The 17,321-nt window shown below is 66.4% G+C and carries 14 protein-coding genes; 6 read left to right on the forward strand and 8 right to left on the reverse strand.

Annotated elements, in window-relative coordinates; genetic code table 11:
* Positions 1–57: 57 nt before the first annotated feature.
* Positions 58–3,294, forward strand: a complete 3,237-nt coding sequence (locus BM345_RS17790) for an adenylate/guanylate cyclase domain-containing protein (RefSeq protein WP_093381616.1) — start codon at positions 58–60, stop codon at positions 3,292–3,294.
* Here the strand turns inward: BM345_RS17790 and BM345_RS17795 are convergent.
* The 3 genes from BM345_RS17795 to BM345_RS17805 all read right to left on the reverse strand — a co-directional run bounded on the left by BM345_RS17795 (position 3,271) and on the right by BM345_RS17805 (position 5,143).
* Complete coding sequence (locus tag BM345_RS17795) at positions 3,271–3,906, reverse strand: class I SAM-dependent methyltransferase (protein ID WP_217653999.1); 636 nt, start codon at positions 3,904–3,906, stop codon at positions 3,271–3,273. The two genes, BM345_RS17790 and BM345_RS17795, sit on opposite strands and share 24 nt — an antisense overlap.
* Before the next feature lie 38 nt (positions 3,907–3,944).
* On the reverse strand, positions 3,945–4,478 hold the full coding sequence (locus BM345_RS17800; protein ID WP_093381619.1) for a hypothetical protein: 534 nt from the start codon (positions 4,476–4,478) through the stop codon (positions 3,945–3,947).
* Between the two features lie 182 nt (positions 4,479–4,660).
* A complete protein-coding gene (locus BM345_RS17805) occupies positions 4,661–5,143 on the reverse strand; it encodes an Lrp/AsnC family transcriptional regulator (RefSeq protein WP_093381621.1) in 483 nt (160 codons plus the stop codon).
* A 125-nt stretch (positions 5,144–5,268) separates the two neighbouring features.
* Here BM345_RS17805 and hppD point away from each other — a divergent pair, with 125 nt between their 5' ends.
* The 4 genes from hppD (at position 5,269) to BM345_RS17825 (ending at position 8,475) form a co-directional block, all read left to right on the forward strand.
* Complete coding sequence (gene hppD, locus BM345_RS17810) at positions 5,269–6,351, forward strand: 4-hydroxyphenylpyruvate dioxygenase (RefSeq protein WP_093381623.1); 1,083 nt, start codon at positions 5,269–5,271, stop codon at positions 6,349–6,351.
* An 89-nt stretch (positions 6,352–6,440) separates the two neighbouring features.
* On the forward strand, positions 6,441–7,289 hold the full coding sequence (gene phhA, locus BM345_RS17815; RefSeq protein WP_254789797.1) for a phenylalanine 4-monooxygenase: 849 nt from the start codon (positions 6,441–6,443) through the stop codon (positions 7,287–7,289).
* A gap of 1 nt (position 7,290) precedes the next feature.
* Complete coding sequence (locus BM345_RS17820; protein ID WP_093381626.1) at positions 7,291–8,007, forward strand: SDR family oxidoreductase; 717 nt, start codon at positions 7,291–7,293, stop codon at positions 8,005–8,007.
* Positions 8,008–8,184: 177 nt separating this feature from the next.
* On the forward strand, positions 8,185–8,475 hold the full coding sequence (locus tag BM345_RS17825) for a hypothetical protein (protein ID WP_093381627.1): 291 nt from the start codon (positions 8,185–8,187) through the stop codon (positions 8,473–8,475).
* 13 nt (positions 8,476–8,488) lie between these two features.
* On the opposite strand, the gene BM345_RS17830 is transcribed toward BM345_RS17825, so the two are convergent.
* From BM345_RS17830 to BM345_RS17840, 3 genes are read right to left on the reverse strand one after another with little or no spacing between them, the layout of a single operon-like run.
* Positions 8,489–9,955, reverse strand: a complete 1,467-nt coding sequence (locus BM345_RS17830) for an efflux transporter outer membrane subunit (protein WP_139237544.1) — start codon at positions 9,953–9,955, stop codon at positions 8,489–8,491.
* Positions 9,942–13,136 (reverse strand): efflux RND transporter permease subunit, encoded by a 3,195-nt coding sequence (locus BM345_RS17835; RefSeq protein WP_093381629.1) that lies wholly within the window; start codon positions 13,134–13,136, stop codon positions 9,942–9,944. Before BM345_RS17835 ends, BM345_RS17830 begins: the two co-directional genes overlap by 14 nt.
* On the reverse strand, positions 13,133–14,836 hold the full coding sequence (locus tag BM345_RS17840) for an efflux RND transporter periplasmic adaptor subunit (RefSeq protein WP_093381631.1): 1,704 nt from the start codon (positions 14,834–14,836) through the stop codon (positions 13,133–13,135). Before BM345_RS17840 ends, BM345_RS17835 begins: the two co-directional genes overlap by 4 nt.
* 175 nt (positions 14,837–15,011) lie before the next feature.
* Here BM345_RS17840 and BM345_RS17845 point away from each other — a divergent pair, with 175 nt between their 5' ends.
* Entirely contained in the window at positions 15,012–16,103 is a 1,092-nt protein-coding gene (locus BM345_RS17845; protein WP_093381632.1) for a porin, read from the forward strand.
* Between the two features lie 18 nt (positions 16,104–16,121).
* Here the strand turns inward: BM345_RS17845 and BM345_RS17850 are convergent, their stop codons facing one another.
* Both BM345_RS17850 and BM345_RS17855 read right to left on the reverse strand, forming a co-directional pair.
* Positions 16,122–16,556: a surface-adhesin E family protein gene (locus BM345_RS17850; protein ID WP_139237545.1), complete on the reverse strand. Its 435-nt coding sequence runs from the start codon at positions 16,554–16,556 to the stop codon at positions 16,122–16,124.
* A gap of 70 nt (positions 16,557–16,626) precedes the next feature.
* Positions 16,627–17,268 carry a TetR/AcrR family transcriptional regulator gene (locus BM345_RS17855; protein ID WP_254789792.1) on the reverse strand — a complete coding sequence of 214 codons (642 nt, stop codon included), beginning with the start codon at positions 17,266–17,268 and terminating at the stop codon, positions 16,627–16,629.
* Between the last annotated feature and the right edge of the window lie 53 nt (positions 17,269–17,321).

Genomic DNA, 17,321 nt, shown 5'->3' on the forward strand with positions numbered 1-17,321 from the left:
CAATGGGGCCCCAGAGGGGAGGCTTCAGCTCTCGAACCATCGTCGATCGGCGCCACCATGCAATGCTCGGCTTGCAACTCGAACAATCCAGACACGAACCGCTTCTGCGAGAGCTGCGGTTGCCAGTTTGGCTCGCTCTGCTCCCATTGCGGCCGTGAGAACGGCCCGACGGCCAGATTCTGCGGAGCTTGCGGAACCGGCCTGGCTCCGGCGGCTGTCGCCGCGGCGCTGGAGGTCGTTGCGCCCACTCGCCTCACCGAGCATCGTGGCGAACTGAAGATTGCCACGGTGTTGTTCGCGGACATCGCGAGTTCCACCGAAGCAGTGGCACACCTGGGACCTGAAGACGCGATGCAGCGCCTGCAGCCGGCAGTCCACCAGATGTGCGAAGCGGTCGAGCGTTATGGCGGCACGGTGGTTCGCACGCTCGGCGACGGCCTGCTGGCCCTGTTCGGAGCGCCGCGCACTCTGGAGGGCCACGTTCGACTGGCCTGCGAGGCTGCCCTTCGGATCCAGGCTGTATTTGCGAACGACGCCTCGGGCCTGAGCGTTCGCATCGGCCTGCACACCGGCCAGATCGCGTCCGACCCGACGGTGGGCATCAGTGCACGCAGCGATGGCGTGCACGGATTGACCATCCATCTGGCCAGCCGAGTGATGGCCAGCGCGGAGCCGGGCGAGATCCGGATCACGCAGGCGACCCGTGCACAAGCCGGCGACCACTACGACTGCGATGCCCTGGGCCTGGTCCCGCTCAAGGGAATCGGCACGCCGACTTCGCTCTTCAGCCTGGCGCGCAGCAATGCCGTGGCGGAGGGGCTGCTGCGCCGGAACACGCGGGCGCAGTTCCGGGGTCGCACCGTCGAGACGGCGTTGCTGCAGTCGGCCATCGAGCAGGCGGAAAAAGGCGCAGCTCCGGTCATCGGAATATCTGGCGAGCCGGGCGCGGGCAAGAGCCGCCTGTGCTCGGAGTTCGCGGCCTGGTGCCGGGCGCGCGGCGTGGTCGTGCATGAGGTCCGCGTGCAGCTCTATGGGCATGCAGCCCCGCTGCAGCCCATCCTCGAGCTGTTTCGCAAGTGCTTCTTCCAGATTTCGGACATCGATGACGCCGCAACGGCCAGAAGGAAGCTATCGCAAGCCCTGTCGGCCCAGCATGCCGGGGACCTGCAGATGGATGCGCAGGACGAGGCGCTGGTGGCCGAGTTCATCGGGCTGACGAATTCCGACGATGCGCCGCCAATGTCTTCTTCCATGGCCAGGCGCTCGCGCCTGCTCGCCATCACGCGGCAGTTGGTCCGCCAGCCACGCGAGCAGGTCACGCTGATCCTGCTGGAAGACCTGCATTGGCTCGACGAGCCGAGCCTGGAGTTCCTGTCCGAACTGGTGACTGCGGTTGTCGGCACCAAGGTTCTGCTGCTGCTGAATCACCGGCCGGTCTTCACTGCCGCATGGCAGGCAGGGCCGAACTATCGGCGTCTGGACCTGAACGACCTCAGCAACGAGATCGTCGGCCAGATCGTCGGCGACCTGACCAGCTATCACCGCAACCTGTCGGCCGCCCGCGAATTGATCATTCGACGCAGCGGCGGAAATCCGCTCTTTGCGGAAGAGCTTGTCCGCTCCCTGAACGAGGACGTGATCTCCTTCGTCGCCTCCAGTGTCGAGGGGAAGATCGACGCACTGGAAAGATCGCTCCCGTTCAACGTCCAATCGATCATCGGGGCACGCATCGACCGCCTGAGTCCAGCCGACAAGTCATTGCTCCAGATGTGCTCGGTCATCGGCAAGGACATTCCGCTGTTCGTTCTGGAGCGCATTGCCCGGGAAGAGGTCTCGGGCGACATCGGCGAAATCCTGGAGCGCTTGTGCGCTGCAGACTTCATCCAGTTGCAGCCCGATGAAGCCGGCTTCGAATACTCGTTCCGGCATCCGCTCATCCAGGAAGTGGCGTACGAAACCCAATTGCGCGCGAGACGCTCGTCGCTGCACGAGGCCGTCGCGGGCGCCATGGAGGAGTACTACCGCAGTCGCGCCAAGGAATTTGCCGCTCTGATCGCCCACCACTATGCGGCTGCCGGCGCCCACCTGAAGGCGGCGCAGCACGAAGCGAAGGCCGCGGCATGGATCGCATCGACCAACGCATCCCAGGCCACCAAGCATTGGCGCAAGGTCCGGGAGTTGCTGAAGAACCAGCCTGCCACCCAGGAGGTCGGCAGCCTGCGCTCGCACGCCGGTGGCCGGATCGTCCTGCTGGGCTGGCGAGAAGGCCTGCGCCAGGAAGAGATCCAGCAGATCGTCGAGGAGTCACTGGCGCTTGCCGAGCAGACGGACGTCAATCTGGTGCAGTTGCTCCTCTTCGCCCAGGGGCGCAGCCTGCAATCCAACGGCGGCGCTTCGGACGAGTATGTGCAATGCGTCAGAAAGGCACTGGCCCTGGCGCCGCATTCCACCGGCGCAGGGCGTAGGGCACTGCTCGACATTTCGCTCAGCCACGCCTACGCCTGGTCGGGCCTCCTGCGCGAAGGCATCGCGGCGAACGACGCCGGCCTGGCGGGCCAGGCGCAGATCGACACCTTCGATCGCGAATTCATCGGCGTCGATGCCGACCAATGGGGCTGCGGGATCAGGGCCAGGCTGCTGAACCGGCTGGGACGATTCGACGAAGCATTGCAACTGCTGGCGCAGCTCGCGGGGCGTGCCGCCTCGGATGCCGACCCGGTGATGAGGCAGATCGCTCACCACGTCCACATCGATCTCGCCTGGTGCAGCGATGACAAGGAACTCGTCGCCGACCATTCGGAGCAGGTCATGAAGTTCGCCGCGACCTCGAGCAGTTCCTATGCCCAGATCTTCGCGCACAACTGCGCCGGCATTGCGGCCTCGGTCCTGGGCGATTTTGCCCAGGCTCGGACATCCTTCAACGAAGCCTTGGCGCGCTTGAAGGAATCCAGGGCAGCCGTCGAGTTCGGACCGGAAATCCTGGCGGGCCTCGCCGAAAGCTGCCTCGGGCAAGATGCGCACGACTGCGCGATCAGCTACGCGGAAAGCGCCATCACCGCCGCCACCCTCCAAAGCAACCGGATCGCGGAGTGCCGCTCGCTGATCGTGCTGGGCTCGGCCCTCCTGCGCAGCCGCCAAGCCGAACGGGTGCCGCTGCTGCTTGAACGGGCCCGAGATCTGGTCAACGTGACCGGCGCGACGATCCTGCAGAAGAAGCTGGACCTGGCACTGCAGGAATTGCCGGACGGCACCTCGTTCGAGATGGCGCCATCAGCCCGGGTGGCGCATCAATAACGTGAATTCCTTGAGTCCGTATCCCCGGACAATCTCCACTTCCGTGTTCAGTTGCCGTTCGCAATAGCCAGCCCAATGCTCGGGCTCGGCGAAATAGAGCTCTGCAATTCCAGATTCAGGATTTAACGGCGCAGACAGGAAATTCACCGCAAACCCCTTGCGACTCGCATCCCGCATCCGCTGAAGGGAATTTCGAATGATTGCGTCCCACGCTTCGTTCGCGCCATTCAATTTGACGTTGAAAATGCCGCTGGCCACCGAATAATCAGAAATTTGCAGCCCTTGGGATGCGAGGGAAAAACGAGCCGACGGGTGGCTTCTCCATTTCCGGCTGGCTGCCGCGATCATTCCGTCGCTGAGGTCGGTTCCAAAGTACTGGATCTGCCGGCGCCTGTACCGTCTCTTGAGAAACTGCAGCAGCGCCCCGTAGCCACAGCCGACATCGTTCAGCGAGAAATCCTCGCTGAAGTCGCAAAGCTTGAGCAACTGCACGAAACGCATTTCCTGCGTCGGAACGCAGGACCAGTCGACACCCAGGGGCGTCGCCCCGTGCTCCCGGACCTTTTCCGAGTAGTACCCGCCAATGGAGGCAAGCAGGGACTCTTGCGCCAAAGTGGCAGCCTCTGGCGCAGGCAGTCCCACAGGCTTGCTCAGCTCGCGCTTTTGGCAGCCTTCTTGGCGGTCGACCGCGCCTTGGCCTTCCCGCGCATGGAGGCGCGCGCAGCCTGCACGGACTGCATGGGCAGCGAGATGAGGAGGTAGTCCTGCTCCAGGTAGTGGATGGGCCGGGCCTTCTCGGTGATCTGCACCGCATCGTTCTGCTGGAGATCGTGCGAAGTGAAATGGACCGGCAGCGGCGCCTTCGAAGCGAGGTTCTTCTTGAGGGCCTGGACAATGGCGGCGTCGCCATTGGCTGCACCCTTGTTGGAGGGATGCTGATGGAGGCTGCCCAAGTATTCGAGCCAGCCATTCTTCGCCTCGTTATTGCGCGCGCCCAGGTTCAGCACCGCAGCGCTGGCGCGAAAGGACCGGCCGACCTTGAAAATCTTGAACTCCTTTTGAAGTGCAGTCATTTCGTCGACCCCGCCAAAAAGACCGGCTCCCTGGCCGGGGGCGAATCGCAGATTCAATTCTTCAAGAATGCCGCCGACATAGATGTCGTGCTTTTGCATGAACCAACCCATTTTTGAACTCCTTCTCCGTTGTGGTCTAGACAATCGGTCGGCAGTCTATACACAACCCAAGAATGGTCAAGAACTTTGGTTAACGTTTCACAACATCTGTCCAACGCGGATTAAAACGCGATTTCGCCAAATTCCGCACTGATTATTGAAAAATCTCGAGTGCCTTGGATGGCTCGCAATGTTCACAACGGCAAGGCGGTCGTGCGCTTGATGCTTTCCAGCACAAAGCTGGTCTTGCAATCCTGCACGCTGGGGTGCTTGAGCAGGGTGTCCATGACGAATCGGGAGTAATGGGCCATGTCGGCCACCCGCACGCACAGCAGGTAATCCATCTCGCCCGTGAGCGAGCTGCACTCCACCACCTCGGGCCAGCCATGCACCGAGGCGCGGAAGGCGTCCATGGGGCTGCGCTTGTGCGTTTCGGCATGCTTTTCCAGCCGCACGTTGATGTAGGCCGTGAGGGTCAGCCCCACCCGTTCGGGGTGCACCAGGGCCACGTAGCCCGAGATCACGCCCGATTCCTCCAGCCGCTTGACCCGCCGCAGCGTGGCCGAGGGCGAGAGGCCCACCTTTTCAGCAATCTGGTCGTAGGTGGCGCGGCCATCGGCCTGCAAGACCTCCAATACGCGCAGATCGATCTTGTCGAGTTGAACTTCAGCGCTCATCCGGACGATTTTGCATGAATCCTGCAATCTCGGAACTGCAAAAGCCGAAAAACGCAGTAACACTGCGCGCTGAATTCGTAGCATCGGAATCCATCCGATAACCACCCACCGATGGAGACACTGGCATGGCCGATCTGTTCGACAACCCCATGGGACTGCAAGGCTTCGAGTTCGTCGAATTCGCCGCGCCCGTGGCCAACACGCTGGAACCCATCTTCGAGAAGCTGGGCTTCACGCTGGTCGCCAGGCACCGCTCCAAGGACGTGGTGCTGTACCGCCAGGGCGAGATCAACTTCATCGTCAACCGCGAACCGCAGAGCCCGGCCTGGTATTTCGCCGCCGAGCATGGCGCCTCGGCCTGCGGCCTGGCCTTCCGCGTGAAGGATTCGCACAAGGCCTATGCCCGCGCCCTGGAGCTGGGTGCCCAACCCCTGGACATGGCCACCGGCCCGATGGAGCTGCGCCTGCCGGCCATCAAGGGCATCGGCGGCGCGCCGCTGTACCTGATCGACCGCTACGAAGACGGCAAGTCGATCTACGACATCGACTTCGAATTCATCGAGGGCGTGGACCGCCGTCCCAAGGGCCACGGCTTCCAGGTGGTGGATCACCTCACGCACAACGTCTACCGCGGCCGCATGGCGCATTGGGCAGCCTTCTACGAGCGGCTGTTCAACTTCCGCGAGATCCGCTACTTCGACATCCAGGGCGAATACACCGGCCTGACCTCCAAGGCCATGACCGCGCCCGACGGCCTGGTGCGCATCCCGCTGAACGAGGAAGCCAAGCAGGGCGGCGGGCAGATCGAGGAGTTCCTGATGCAGTTCAACGGCGAGGGCATCCAGCACATCGCCCTGCTGACGGACAACCTGCTGGAGTCCATCGACCAGTTGCAGATGGCCGGCATCCCGCTGCTGAGCGCGCCCAACGACATCTACTACGAGAACCTGGCCAAGCGCCTGCCGGGCCACGGCCAGGAAGTTTCCGAGCTGCAGGCACGCGGCATCCTGCTGGACGGCACGACCGAAGGCGGCCAGCCGCGCCTGTTGCTGCAGATCTTCTCGGAGCCGCTGCTGGGCCCGGTGTTCTTCGAGTTCATCGAGCGCAAGGGCAACTACCGCGAAGGCTTCGGCGAAGGCAACTTCAAGGCGCTGTTCGAGTCGCTGGAGCGCGACCAGATCAACCGCGGCGTGCTGGAAAAGGCCTGAGCCAGGCCATCGCAAACAGCGGGAGGACCGTCATGCTGGAAACCATCGAGCAGGAAACGAAGGAACTGCACGGCCTGGCCGCGGGCGATATGCCCACGCGGGCCGACTGGACCATCGACCAGGGCTGGGAGAAGTACACGCCGGCCGAGCACGCCGTGTGGAAGACGCTCTTCGAGCGCCAGTCGCGCCTGCTGCCCGGCCGTGCCTGCGACGAGTTCGTCGACGGCATGAACAAGCTGCCCATCGGCCCGGACCAGATCCCCGACTTCCGGCGCCTGTCCGAGGTGCTGATGCAAAAGACCGGCTGGCAGGTGGTGGCGGTGCCCGGCCTGGTGCCCGACGAAGTCTTCTTCGACCACCTGGCCAACCGGCGCTTTCCGTCGGGACAGTTCATCCGCAAGCCGCACGAACTGGACTACCTGGAAGAGCCGGACGTCTTCCACGACGTGTTCGGCCACGTGCCGATGCTGATGAACCCGGTGATCGCCGACTACATCCAGGCCTATGGCCGCGGCGGCCTGCGCGCGCAGAAGCTGGGCGTGCTGGACAAGCTGGCGCGCGTGTACTGGTACACGGTCGAGTTCGGCCTGGTGCAGCAGAAGGACGGCGTGCGCATCTACGGCGCGGGCATTGCGTCCTCCCGCACCGAATCGGTGTTCGCGCTGGAAGACGACTCGCCCAACCGCATCGGCTTCGACCTGGAGCGCGTGATGCGCACCCGCTACCGCATCGACGACTTCCAGGAAAGCTACTTCGTCATCGACGGCCTGCAGCAACTGCTGGAGTTGGCGCACATCGACTTCGCGCCGCTGTACGAGCGCATCGCCGGCCAGCCCGAGTACGAACCGGGCACGGTGCTGCCCACCGACCGCGTGGTCTCGCGCGGCACGGGCCGGTACCATCTCGAGGCTCGCAACTCGGCCAAGGCCAGCACCTGACATGACTGCCAGCAGCAACCTCGACGACGCCGTCGTGATGATCACCGGCGCCGCCGGCAACCTGGGCCGCGCGGTGGCCGAGGAGTTTTCCTCGCGCGGCGCACGCCTTGCGCTGGTCGACCTGCAGGCCGAGCGGCTCAGCGCCGTCTTCGGCGATGCGGGCGAGCGCCGCATGTTCCTTTCCGCCGACCTGCTCAAGCCCGCCGAGGCCGACGCCGCGGCGCAGGCCGTGGTCAAGCGCTTCGGCCGCATCGACGTGCTGTGCAACCTGGCCGGGGGCTTTCGCATGGGCACGCCCGTGCACGGCACCGAGGCCAGGACCTGGGACTTCCTTTACGACCTGAACGTGCGCACGGTGCAGCACATGGCCCATGCCGTGGTGCCGCAGATGCAGCAGCAGGGCAGCGGAAAGATCGTCAACATCGGCGCCTTCTCCGCGCAGCGAGGGCTGGCCAACATGGGCGCCTACATCGCGGCCAAGAGCGCGGTGATCCGCCTGACCGAGTCGATGGCGGCCGAATTGCGCACGCAGAACATCAACGTGAACTGCGTGCTGCCCACGATCATCGACACGCCGGAGAACCGTGCCGACATGCCCGATGCCGACCCGGCCAACTGGGTCGCGCCGCGCGACCTGGCTCAGGTGATCGTCTTCCTGGCCTCCGATGCGGCGCGCGCGGTTCACGGCGCGGCGCTGCCGGTCACCGGCCTGAGCTGAAGCAGCGAACGAGTACTTAGGGCCTGTTGCCGCAATGGCACGGGCACGGCGTCTCGAAGGCCGGGACGTGAAGCACTCCACGAAAGCACGGGCGAGCATCGCAGCCGCTTCAGCGCGGCTTAAGCGTTTGGACAGAGACTGCCTCATCTCTTTTTCAGGAAGTGAGGCCCAGCCCACATGACAGCTCTCGCCATCCCCACGCTCTCCTCGCACCAGCTTTCGCTTGCGCTGGATCTTCTGGAGTTCCGCGACTTCGCCCCCACCGCATCGTTGCGGCAACTCGGCGATTTCGAAGCCCAGGGTGAATTCACCAAGGCACAGTCCAAGGCACTGCGCATCCTGCTGAAGACGCTGGACGATACCGACGCCGCCCAAGCGCTGCGCGAGAGCTGCGACGGCGACGAAGACAGCCTCGTCTTGCTGCGCGAGCGAATCGTGCACGAGGCCCGCGCCGCCTACGTGCGCTGAGCCGCCCGGATTCCTAGCCCTTGGGCGGCGGCGCTTCGGGCGCGTTCTTCGGCTTGGGCGTCGCCTGGTCCGCCAGGTCGACCCAGCCGCCGCCCATCGCCTTGTAGAGCGCCGTGGCCTGCAGCAGCACGTCGGCCTGGCTCTGCGCCAGCTGCAGCTGCGCATTGAACAGGCTGCGCTCCGCGTCCAGCACTTCCAGGTAGCTCGAATAGCCCCCGTCATAGCGCCTGCGCGCCAGCCGCGCATAGTTGGCCAGCGCGTCGGTCTGCTGCCTGGATGCATCGAGCGCCAGCCGCGTCTTGTCCACGCCGACCAGCGCGTCCTCGGTCTCCTGGAACCCCGTCTGCACCGCCTTGCGGTATTGCGCCAGCGACTCGCGCTGGCCTGCCTCCGCGCTCTCCACCTGGCCGGCGATGGCACCGGCCGTGAAGATCGGCACGCTGATGTCCAGGCCGTAGGACCACACGCGCGCCGACCCGCTTGAAAGGCCCGACAGGCTGGTGCTTGCCCCGCCGAAGGCGCCGGTGAGCGAGATGCTGGGGAAGTACGCCGCCTTCGCCGCGCCGATGCGCGCATTGGCCGCGACCAGCGCCTGCTCGGCCGCCAACAAATCGGGCCGGCGTTCGATCAGCTCCGATGGCAATCCGGCAGGGACCGGCGGCATCGCCAGCTGGTCGATGGCACGGCCGCGCACGATGGGGCCGGGGTTGCGGCCCACCAGCACCGAGAGCGCGTTCTCCTGCTGCGCCGCCGACTGCTCCAGCTGCGGCAGGGTGCGCAGGGCCGTCGCGTATTCCGATCGGGCCTGGCTCAGCTCCAGCTCCGACACCACGCCACCCTGGAAGCGCCGCTCGAAGAGCTTGAGCGAGTCCGCGCGCAGCTTGATCGTGTCGCGCGCCACGTCCACCTGGCGGTCCAGGTCGCGCAGGCTCACGTAGCCGCTGGTCACGGCCGCCACCACCGACAGCACCGTGGCGCGGCGGGCGGCCTCGCTGGCGTTGAGCTGCGCCGTGGCCGACTCGGTCAGCCGGCGAGTGCGGCCGAACAGGTCGATCTCCCAGCTGGCCAGCAGGCTGGCCTGCACGGCGTTGTAGGGGTTGGTGACAGGTGCGCCCGCCGCACTCAGGCTGCTGGCCCGGTTGCGGCTGCCCCCCAGGTCGGCGCCCACCTGCGGGAACAGCGCGGAACGCGTCACGCCCAGGGCGCCATAGAACTGGTCCACGCGCGCGGCGGCAGCGACCACGTCCAGGTTGCTGGCCAGCGCCTCGTCGATCAACGCGTCCAGCTGCGCATCGCCGAACAGCTTCCACCAGGCCGTGTCGGCCGAGCTGGGGCTGATCTGGTCGCGCGGCGGCGTGAAGCGGAACTGCTCGGGCGCGCCCAGTTCCGGGCGCTTGTAGTCCGGCCCCAGCAGGCAGCCGGACAGCAGCATCAGTGCGGCAGTTGCAGCCGCGCCCTTGCTCCAGTCAGTGCGACGCATGGTCCACCCCCTCGGCCGTGCCCCCGGCGGGCGGCGTGTCCGGCGCGTCCTTTTTCTTCTTGCCGGCGCTTCGCTCGCTCAGGGTTTCCAGGCCCCAGAAGAACATCGGAATGAAGAAGATCGCGATCACCGTGGCGCCCAGCATGCCGCCGATGACGCCGGTGCCCAGCGAATGGCGGCTGGCCGAGGAGGCACCGCTGGCAATCGCCAGCGGCACGCAGCCCAGGATGAAGGCCAGCGAGGTCATGATGATCGGACGCAGACGCAGCTTGGCGGCGGACACGGCGGCGTCGTAGGGCGACATGCCTTCCTTGTGGCGCAGCTCGACCGCAAACTCGAAGATCAGGATCGCGTTCTTGGCCGCCAGCGCAATGAGCACCGTCAGCCCGATCTGGAAGTACACGTCGTTCTCGGTGCCGCGCAGCCAGATGGCGAGGATGGCGCCGAAGAGCGCGAAGGGCACCGCCAGCAGCACGCCTACGGGCAGCGACCACTTCTCGTACTGCGCCGCCAAGATCAGGAACACCATCACCAGCGCGAAGGCGAACACCATGCCCGCGGTTGAGCCGGCCTTCTTTTCCTCGTAGGCCTGGCCGGACCAGGCGAAGGCGAAGCCCTCGGGCAGCACCTCGCGGGCCACCTCCTCCATGGCGTTGAGCGCCTGGCCCGAGCTGTAGCCGGGCGCGGGCCCGCCCGAGATCTTGGCCGCCGGATAGTTGTTGAAGCGCGTGACCAGGTCGGCACCCACCACGTAGCGCGTGTTGGCCACCGCCTTGAGCGGCACCATGTCGCCGCTGCGGCTGCGCACGTACATGTTCTGCAGGTCTTCGGGCTTGGTGCGGTAGGTGGGCTCTGCCTGCAGGATCACCTGGAACAGGCGGCTGTTCTTGGGGAACTGGCTCACGTAAAGCGAGCCGAACAGCGTCTGCAGCGTGGAGTACACGTCTTCCACCGGCACGCCCAGGCTCTCGGCCTTGTCGCGGTCCACGTCCACCATCAACTGGCGCGAGCGGGTGTTGATGGTGGAGTTCACGCCCTGCAGCTCGGGCCGCTCGCGCGTCTTGGCGATGATGGCGCGGGTGAGTTCCTCCAGCCGCTGCAGCGGGGCATCGCCCTCGCTCTGCACCCAGAACTCGAAGCCGCCGGTGGTGCCCAGGCCCGGGATGGAGGGCGGGTTCACCGGAATCATCAGCGAGTCCTCGTTCTTCGAGAACTCGTGGCCGGCCTGGCGGATGAGCGCATCCGCCTTGTCCGACGCCGCCTGCCGTTCTGCAAAGCCCTTGAGCGACACGAAGAGCACGCCGGCGTTGGACTTGTTCTGCGAGTCGATCAGGCTGAAGCCCGGCACGGTGGCCACGGACTTCACGCCCGGCTGCTTGGAGAACCACTGCTGCGCCCGGTCGGTGGCGGCCTCGGTGCGGTCCAGGCTCGCGGCATCGGGCAGCACCGCGGCGGTGTAGATGTAGCCCTGGTCTTCCACCGGCAGGAAGGAGCCAGGCACGCTCTTGAACAGGCCCATCATGATGGCGACCATGCCAACCATCAGCAGCAGGGCCACCAGCACGCGCTTGATCACCAGCTGCGTGCTGCGACCGTAGCTGTTGGTGAGCTTGTCGAAGTTGCGGTTGAACCAGCCGAAGAAGCCCTTCTTCTCGTGCTTGCCGGGCGGATGCGGCTTGAGCAGGATGGCCGCGAGCGCCGGCGACAGCGTCAGCGCCACGATGCCCGAGAGCACCACCGACACCGCGATGGTGATGGCGAACTGCTTGTACAGCTGGCCGGTGATGCCCGAGAGGAAGGCCACCGGGATGAACACCGCGCACAGCACCAGCACGATGGCCACCACCGGCCCGCTCACCTCGTCCATGGCGCGCTTGGCCGCGGTCTTGGGGTCGAGCCCGAACTCGTTCATGTTCCGCTCGACGTTCTCCACCACCACGATGGCGTCGTCCACCACGATGCCGATGGCCAGGATCATGCCGAACAGGGTCAGCATGTTGATCGAGAAGCCCATGGCCGACATGCCGATGAAGGCGCCGATGATGGACACGGGCACCGCCAGGATCGGCACGATGGTCGCGCGAAAGCTCTGCAGGAAGATGAACACCACCAGCACGACCAGCACCACGGCCTCGAAGAAGGTGTGGACCACCTCGTTGATCGATTCCTTGACGAACTCGGTGGTGTCCAGCGCGATGTCGTAGTCCAGTCCCGGCGGGAAGGTGCCCTTCATCTGGGTCAGCGCCTTGCGCACGTCGGTGGCCACCTGCAGGGCGTTGGCGCCGGGCTGCTGGTAGATGGCGATGAGCGTGGCCGTCTTGCCGTTGTACTTGGAGCGGATCGAGTAGTCCTTGGCGCCCAGCTCGGCCCGGCCGATGTCCTTGACCCGCACGATGGCGCCGGTGCCCGACTGCGCGCGCAGGATGATGTTCTCGAACTGCGAGGGCTCGGTCATGCGGCCCGAGGTGGCCACCGGAAAGGTCTGCTGCACCGGCGCGGCCGTGGGCGAGGCGCCCAGGCGGCCGGCGGCGAACTGCTGGTTCTGCTGCGCCACCGCGTTCTGCACGTCGGTGGCGGTGAGGCCCAGGCTGGCCATGCGGTCGGGCTTGAGCCACAGGCGCATGGCGTAGTCGGGCGAGCCGAAAATGGAGCTCTGGTTGGCGCCGGGAATACGCTTGATGTTGTCCAGGACGTTGATGTTGGCGTAGTTCGCCACGTAGGTCTGGTCCAGGCTCTGGTCGGGCGAGTAGATCGCCACGATCATCATGAAGGCTTGCGACTTCTTGGCCACCGAGACGCCCTGTGCGCTCACCGCCGAGGGCAGCGTGGGCAGTGCCAGGTTCACCCGGTTCTGCACGTCCACCTGCGCCAGCGACGGGTCGGTGCCGATCTCGAAGAACACCGACAGCGTCAGGTTGCCGGTCGAACTCGAGGTCGAGTTCATGTACATCATGTAGTCGGCGCCGTTGACCTGCTGCTCGATGGGCGCGGCCACGTTCTGCGCCACCACTTCGGCACTGGCGCCGGGGTAGGTGGCCGTGACGGAGATCTGCGGCGGCGTGATCTCGGGGAACTGCGCGATGGGCAGGTTCAGCATCGCCACCGCCCCGGCGATGACCAGGATGATGGAGATGACGCTCGCGAAGATCGGACGGTCGATGAAGAAATGCGCCAGCTTCATCGGGCCCCCGCCAGCACGACATCGACCCGGCGCGCCATCGCTGCCGATTCGCCGCCCACGATGTTGGACGGCTTCTCGAGCGTGATGTTCGCGGCCGGGACGCCGGCGGCGACCAGCACGTCGCGCACCGCCTCCGCCCGCTGCCTGGCCAGGGTCTTGTTGCGCGCGGCGCTGCCGCTGGCGTCGACATAGCCTTGTACCGCGGCGCGCGCGGTGGGCTGCTTCCTGATCTCGGCTGCAATCTCCGTCAGGCGGGCCTGGCCGGTGGCATCGACCTTGGCGCGGTTGGGCTCGAAGTACACCGCGTTCCTGGCGCCCGCCGCGGCGCCCGCCGGCGGTGCGCTGGCTGGTGCAGCCGTCGCTGCACCGGGTGCTGCGGCAACGGTGGTGCCGCCCCCGACCGCACTTGCCTGCGCGCCGGCCGCCGGCGCACCCGACGCCTGCGCAGTGGCTGCCGGTGCAGCCGCGCCCACCGTTCCGGCCGGCGTGCCCGGCACGCCGGCGCCCGCTGCACTGGTGCCCGCCGCCGCGCGTTGCGGCAGCGGCTCGGCGGGCACGTCCTTCGTCTTGGCCGGCACGCCCGGCGCCAGGCGCAGGAAGCCGTCGACCACCACCCGGTCGCCGTCCTTCAGGCCACCGCCCACCAGCCACTGGTCACCCATCCAGTCGCCGGCCTCGACCGGCCGCAACTGCGCCTTGTTGTCCTTGTCGATGATCCAGACGAACGCGCCGCGCGGGCCCTGCTGCACGGCACGCTGCGGCACGACGATGGAGTTGGGTCGAGCGAAGCCCAGCACGTTCACGCGCACGAACTGACCGGGGCGCAGCGTGCCCTTGGGATTGGGCAGCTCGGCACGCAGAAGAAAGGTGCCGGTTTCCTGGCTGAAGGAGGCGTCGGCGAAGGTGATGCGGCCATGCGCCGGGAAGACCGAGCCGTCGGCCAGCACCAGTTCGACCTCGTAGTCGTCGCGCGGCGCTGCATGCAGTTGCCCCTTGGCGATCTCCTCGCGCAGGCGCAGGCTCTCGTTTTCGCTGAGGCTGAAGTTCACCCGCATCGGGTCCAGCCGTGCGACATAGGTCAGCAGGCTGTTGGCGGCGCTGACATAGGCGCCGTCCTGCACCTTGGCAAAGGAACTCAGCCCTGCCAGGGGCGATTCGATGGTGGTGTAGCCCAGGTTGAGCGTGGACTCGGCCACCTTGGCCTTGGCGGCCTCGACCGCGGCGGCGGCGGCCTGCTCCTGGCCGGTGGCATCGTCCAGGTCCTTGGCGGCCAGGGCGTTGTCGGCCACCAGCGGCTTGACGCGATTGAGGTTGGCGCGCGCGGTGGTCAGGCGCGCCTGCTGCTGCGCAAGTTCGCCCTTGGCCGCCTGCAGGTCGGCTTCGAAGGGCTTCCTGTCCATGCGGAAGAGCACCTGGCCGGGCTGCACGAAGCTGCCCTCGGTGTAGACGCGCTTTTCGAGGAAGCCATTGACCCGTGCCCGAATCTCCACCTGCTGAGAGCTCTCGGTCTGGCCGACGAACTGGAAGGTGACCGGCACCGTCTGTGCCTTGACCGTGAGGACGGAGACCTCGGGCGCCTGCGCGGCCGGAGCGGCCGCTTCCTTCTTGCCGCAGCCCACGAGGAACACCGATGCTGCCAGCGACAACGACGCCGGCAAGACCCACCACTCATCCCATGCCGCTTTGCCGCGGATATTCATGCGAATCCCTCCTTGAGTCGACAGCGCTCAATTGATGGAATGGCTAATGTAAGCCGGAAGCGTTGAGGTCTGGCAACAGTGATTGGCGGCCCTGCAACACTCCTTGCGAGGACTTGCAACAGCCGGGCTGTCCGCGTGTAATCGATTCCCAAGCAAACCATAAGAAGTGCTTCAGATGCTCCATTTGCTTTCCTGGCGCAAGCCTCTGACGGGTCTGGGAATCTTCGCGCTGGCGGGCTTTGCCCAGGCGCAGGACACCCTCACGGTCTATGGCGTGGCCGACATGTATGGCGAGGGCCTGTGGGGCGGCAACGGACGCGTGCAGCGTCTGCAGTCGGGCGGCCTGTCGGGCTCTCGGCTCGGCTTTCGCGGGCGGGAGAACCTGGGCGGCGGCCTGGATGCCGACTTCGTGCTCGAGACCGGCCTGAACATGGACGAGGGCACCTATGGCCAGAACGCCATCTTCGGCCGCCAGTCCTATGTCGGCTTCGGCTACGAGCCCTTCGGCCGGGTGATGCTGGGCCGGCAGTACTCCAGCCTGTATCGCATCTCGGACGAGTTCAGCACCTTCTCCAACCTGTCCAACGGTCCCAGCACGTCGGTGATCGGGGGCTTCGGCGGCTACGAGCCGGTGCGCGGCTCCGCCGACAGCGCCACCGGCAACGGCGGCCCGGCGCGGCTGAACAACTCGGCGCGCTACGAATCACCCACCTGGGGCGGTTTCCGCTTTGGCGTGCAGGGCGGCTTCGGCGAAGTGGTGAACGACGCCGGCGGCAACCGCGTCTACGACGCCTATGCGCGCTATGCCCAGGGTCCGGTGGCCATCTCGGCCGCCATGGTCGACGACCGCGGCGGCAGTGTCACGCCCGATGCGCACCGCCGCAGCTACATCGTGGGCGGCGCCTACAGCTACGGCAGCCTGCGCCTGCGCGGCGGCTACCTCCAAGTGGACGACCGCAGCCCCGCCAACCAGGACGGCAACGGCTGGTGGGTGGGCGCCGACTATCGCCTGGGCACCAGCCTGGTCAAGATCCAGTACGTGGTGAACCGGCCGAAGTACATCGACAACGCGAGAACCGAAGGCCTGGGCGTGGGCTATGAGTACTCGCTGTCCAAGCGCACCACGCTCTACACGGGCCTGACCTACTTCCGCAACCAGGAGGGGGCGGGCCTCGGCCGCGCGTCCTTCTCGATTCCCAGCGGCATCACCAGCACCACCGAGAACGACCTCACGCAGTGGATCGGCGGCATGCGCTTCACCTTCTAGGCGTCGCCGCGCGCTGGATCAGCCCGGCGGGCGGCAGGCCGCGCGGATGATGCGCTCGGTGGGGTTGGGGTTCATGCCCTTGAAGAGCATGGGCTGCGGGTTCTTCTGATAGTTGGCCGACAGGTGGGCGGGGCCTTCCCACTGCGGCTGCAGGTAGAACACCGCATCAAGGTAGTGGGCCCGCCGGCTGCGGCAATTGATGGCCACGCGCGCCTCGTAGGAGCGGTAGGGCACGTCATCCCAATTGCGGCGTTCCTGCGAACGGCTCACCCGCACGCGCATGGTGCGCATGTCGCCCTCGGTGCGCGTGGCCACCGGATCGACCTGCACCGTGTCCCCGTTGGCCAGCGTCGGATCGCCGCTGACCGTGAACCAGTCGCGATCGCCATGACCCGCCCAGGCCGGGCCAGCGCCGAGCGCCACCAGCGCCCACAGCAAGACCGCAGCTCCCACCCGCTCGTTCATCCTTCGACCTCTACATCCAGAAGCCAGCAATTCTAGGGGGCGCCACGCGGCTCAGGCCTCATCTTCCTTGCGCAGCGGCGGCCACGCAGGCCAGCACCGCGTCGCGCGCGCAACACCCCAGGCGGGCGACATCGACGCCCTGGCCCCGGCTGCCGATGAAAGCGTTGGAGAAAAGGCCGTAGGCCAGCGTGTGGCTCAGCAGGGCCGCCTCGCGCAGGCGTCCGGCAGGCAGCGGATCGGCAGCACCGGCAAAGGCCTGCGCCCAGCCGTCGACGAAGCGCTCGTACATCTTGCGATAGGCCTCGGCACCCGAGAGATGGCGCTCCAGCAGGTAGTGCGCATCCCATTCGCTGGCAGGTCCGCGATGCGCGTCGGCCAGCGCATCGACCACGGCCGCCGCGACGTCTGCCAGCGGCTGCCCTGCGCAGCGCTCGCCGGCTGCCTGCAGGGCCGCCAGCAGCGCCTTGCTGCGCAGGTGCAGGCACACACGCGCCAGGTCGTCCTTGCTGGCGAAGTATTCGTAGAAGCTGCCCAGGCCCGTGCCCGCCACCGAGACGATCTCGCGAATCGAGATGCCGGCATAGTCGCGCCCCGCCAGCAGTTGCACCAGCGCCTCCTGCAGGGCACGTGCGGTCTGCTGCGCGCGCGGCTGCTGCGGCCTGCGGCGCGCAGCGGCGCTGCGAGCGGGCCGTGCCTTCACCGCACCCCGCATGGAGGACGACCCCGTCCGGCCTTGTTCCTAGAATCCGTTCC

Origin of the sequence: Variovorax sp. OV329 (genome assembly GCF_900114785.1) — a bacterium.
GTDB lineage: Bacteria > Pseudomonadota > Gammaproteobacteria > Burkholderiales > Burkholderiaceae_C > Variovorax.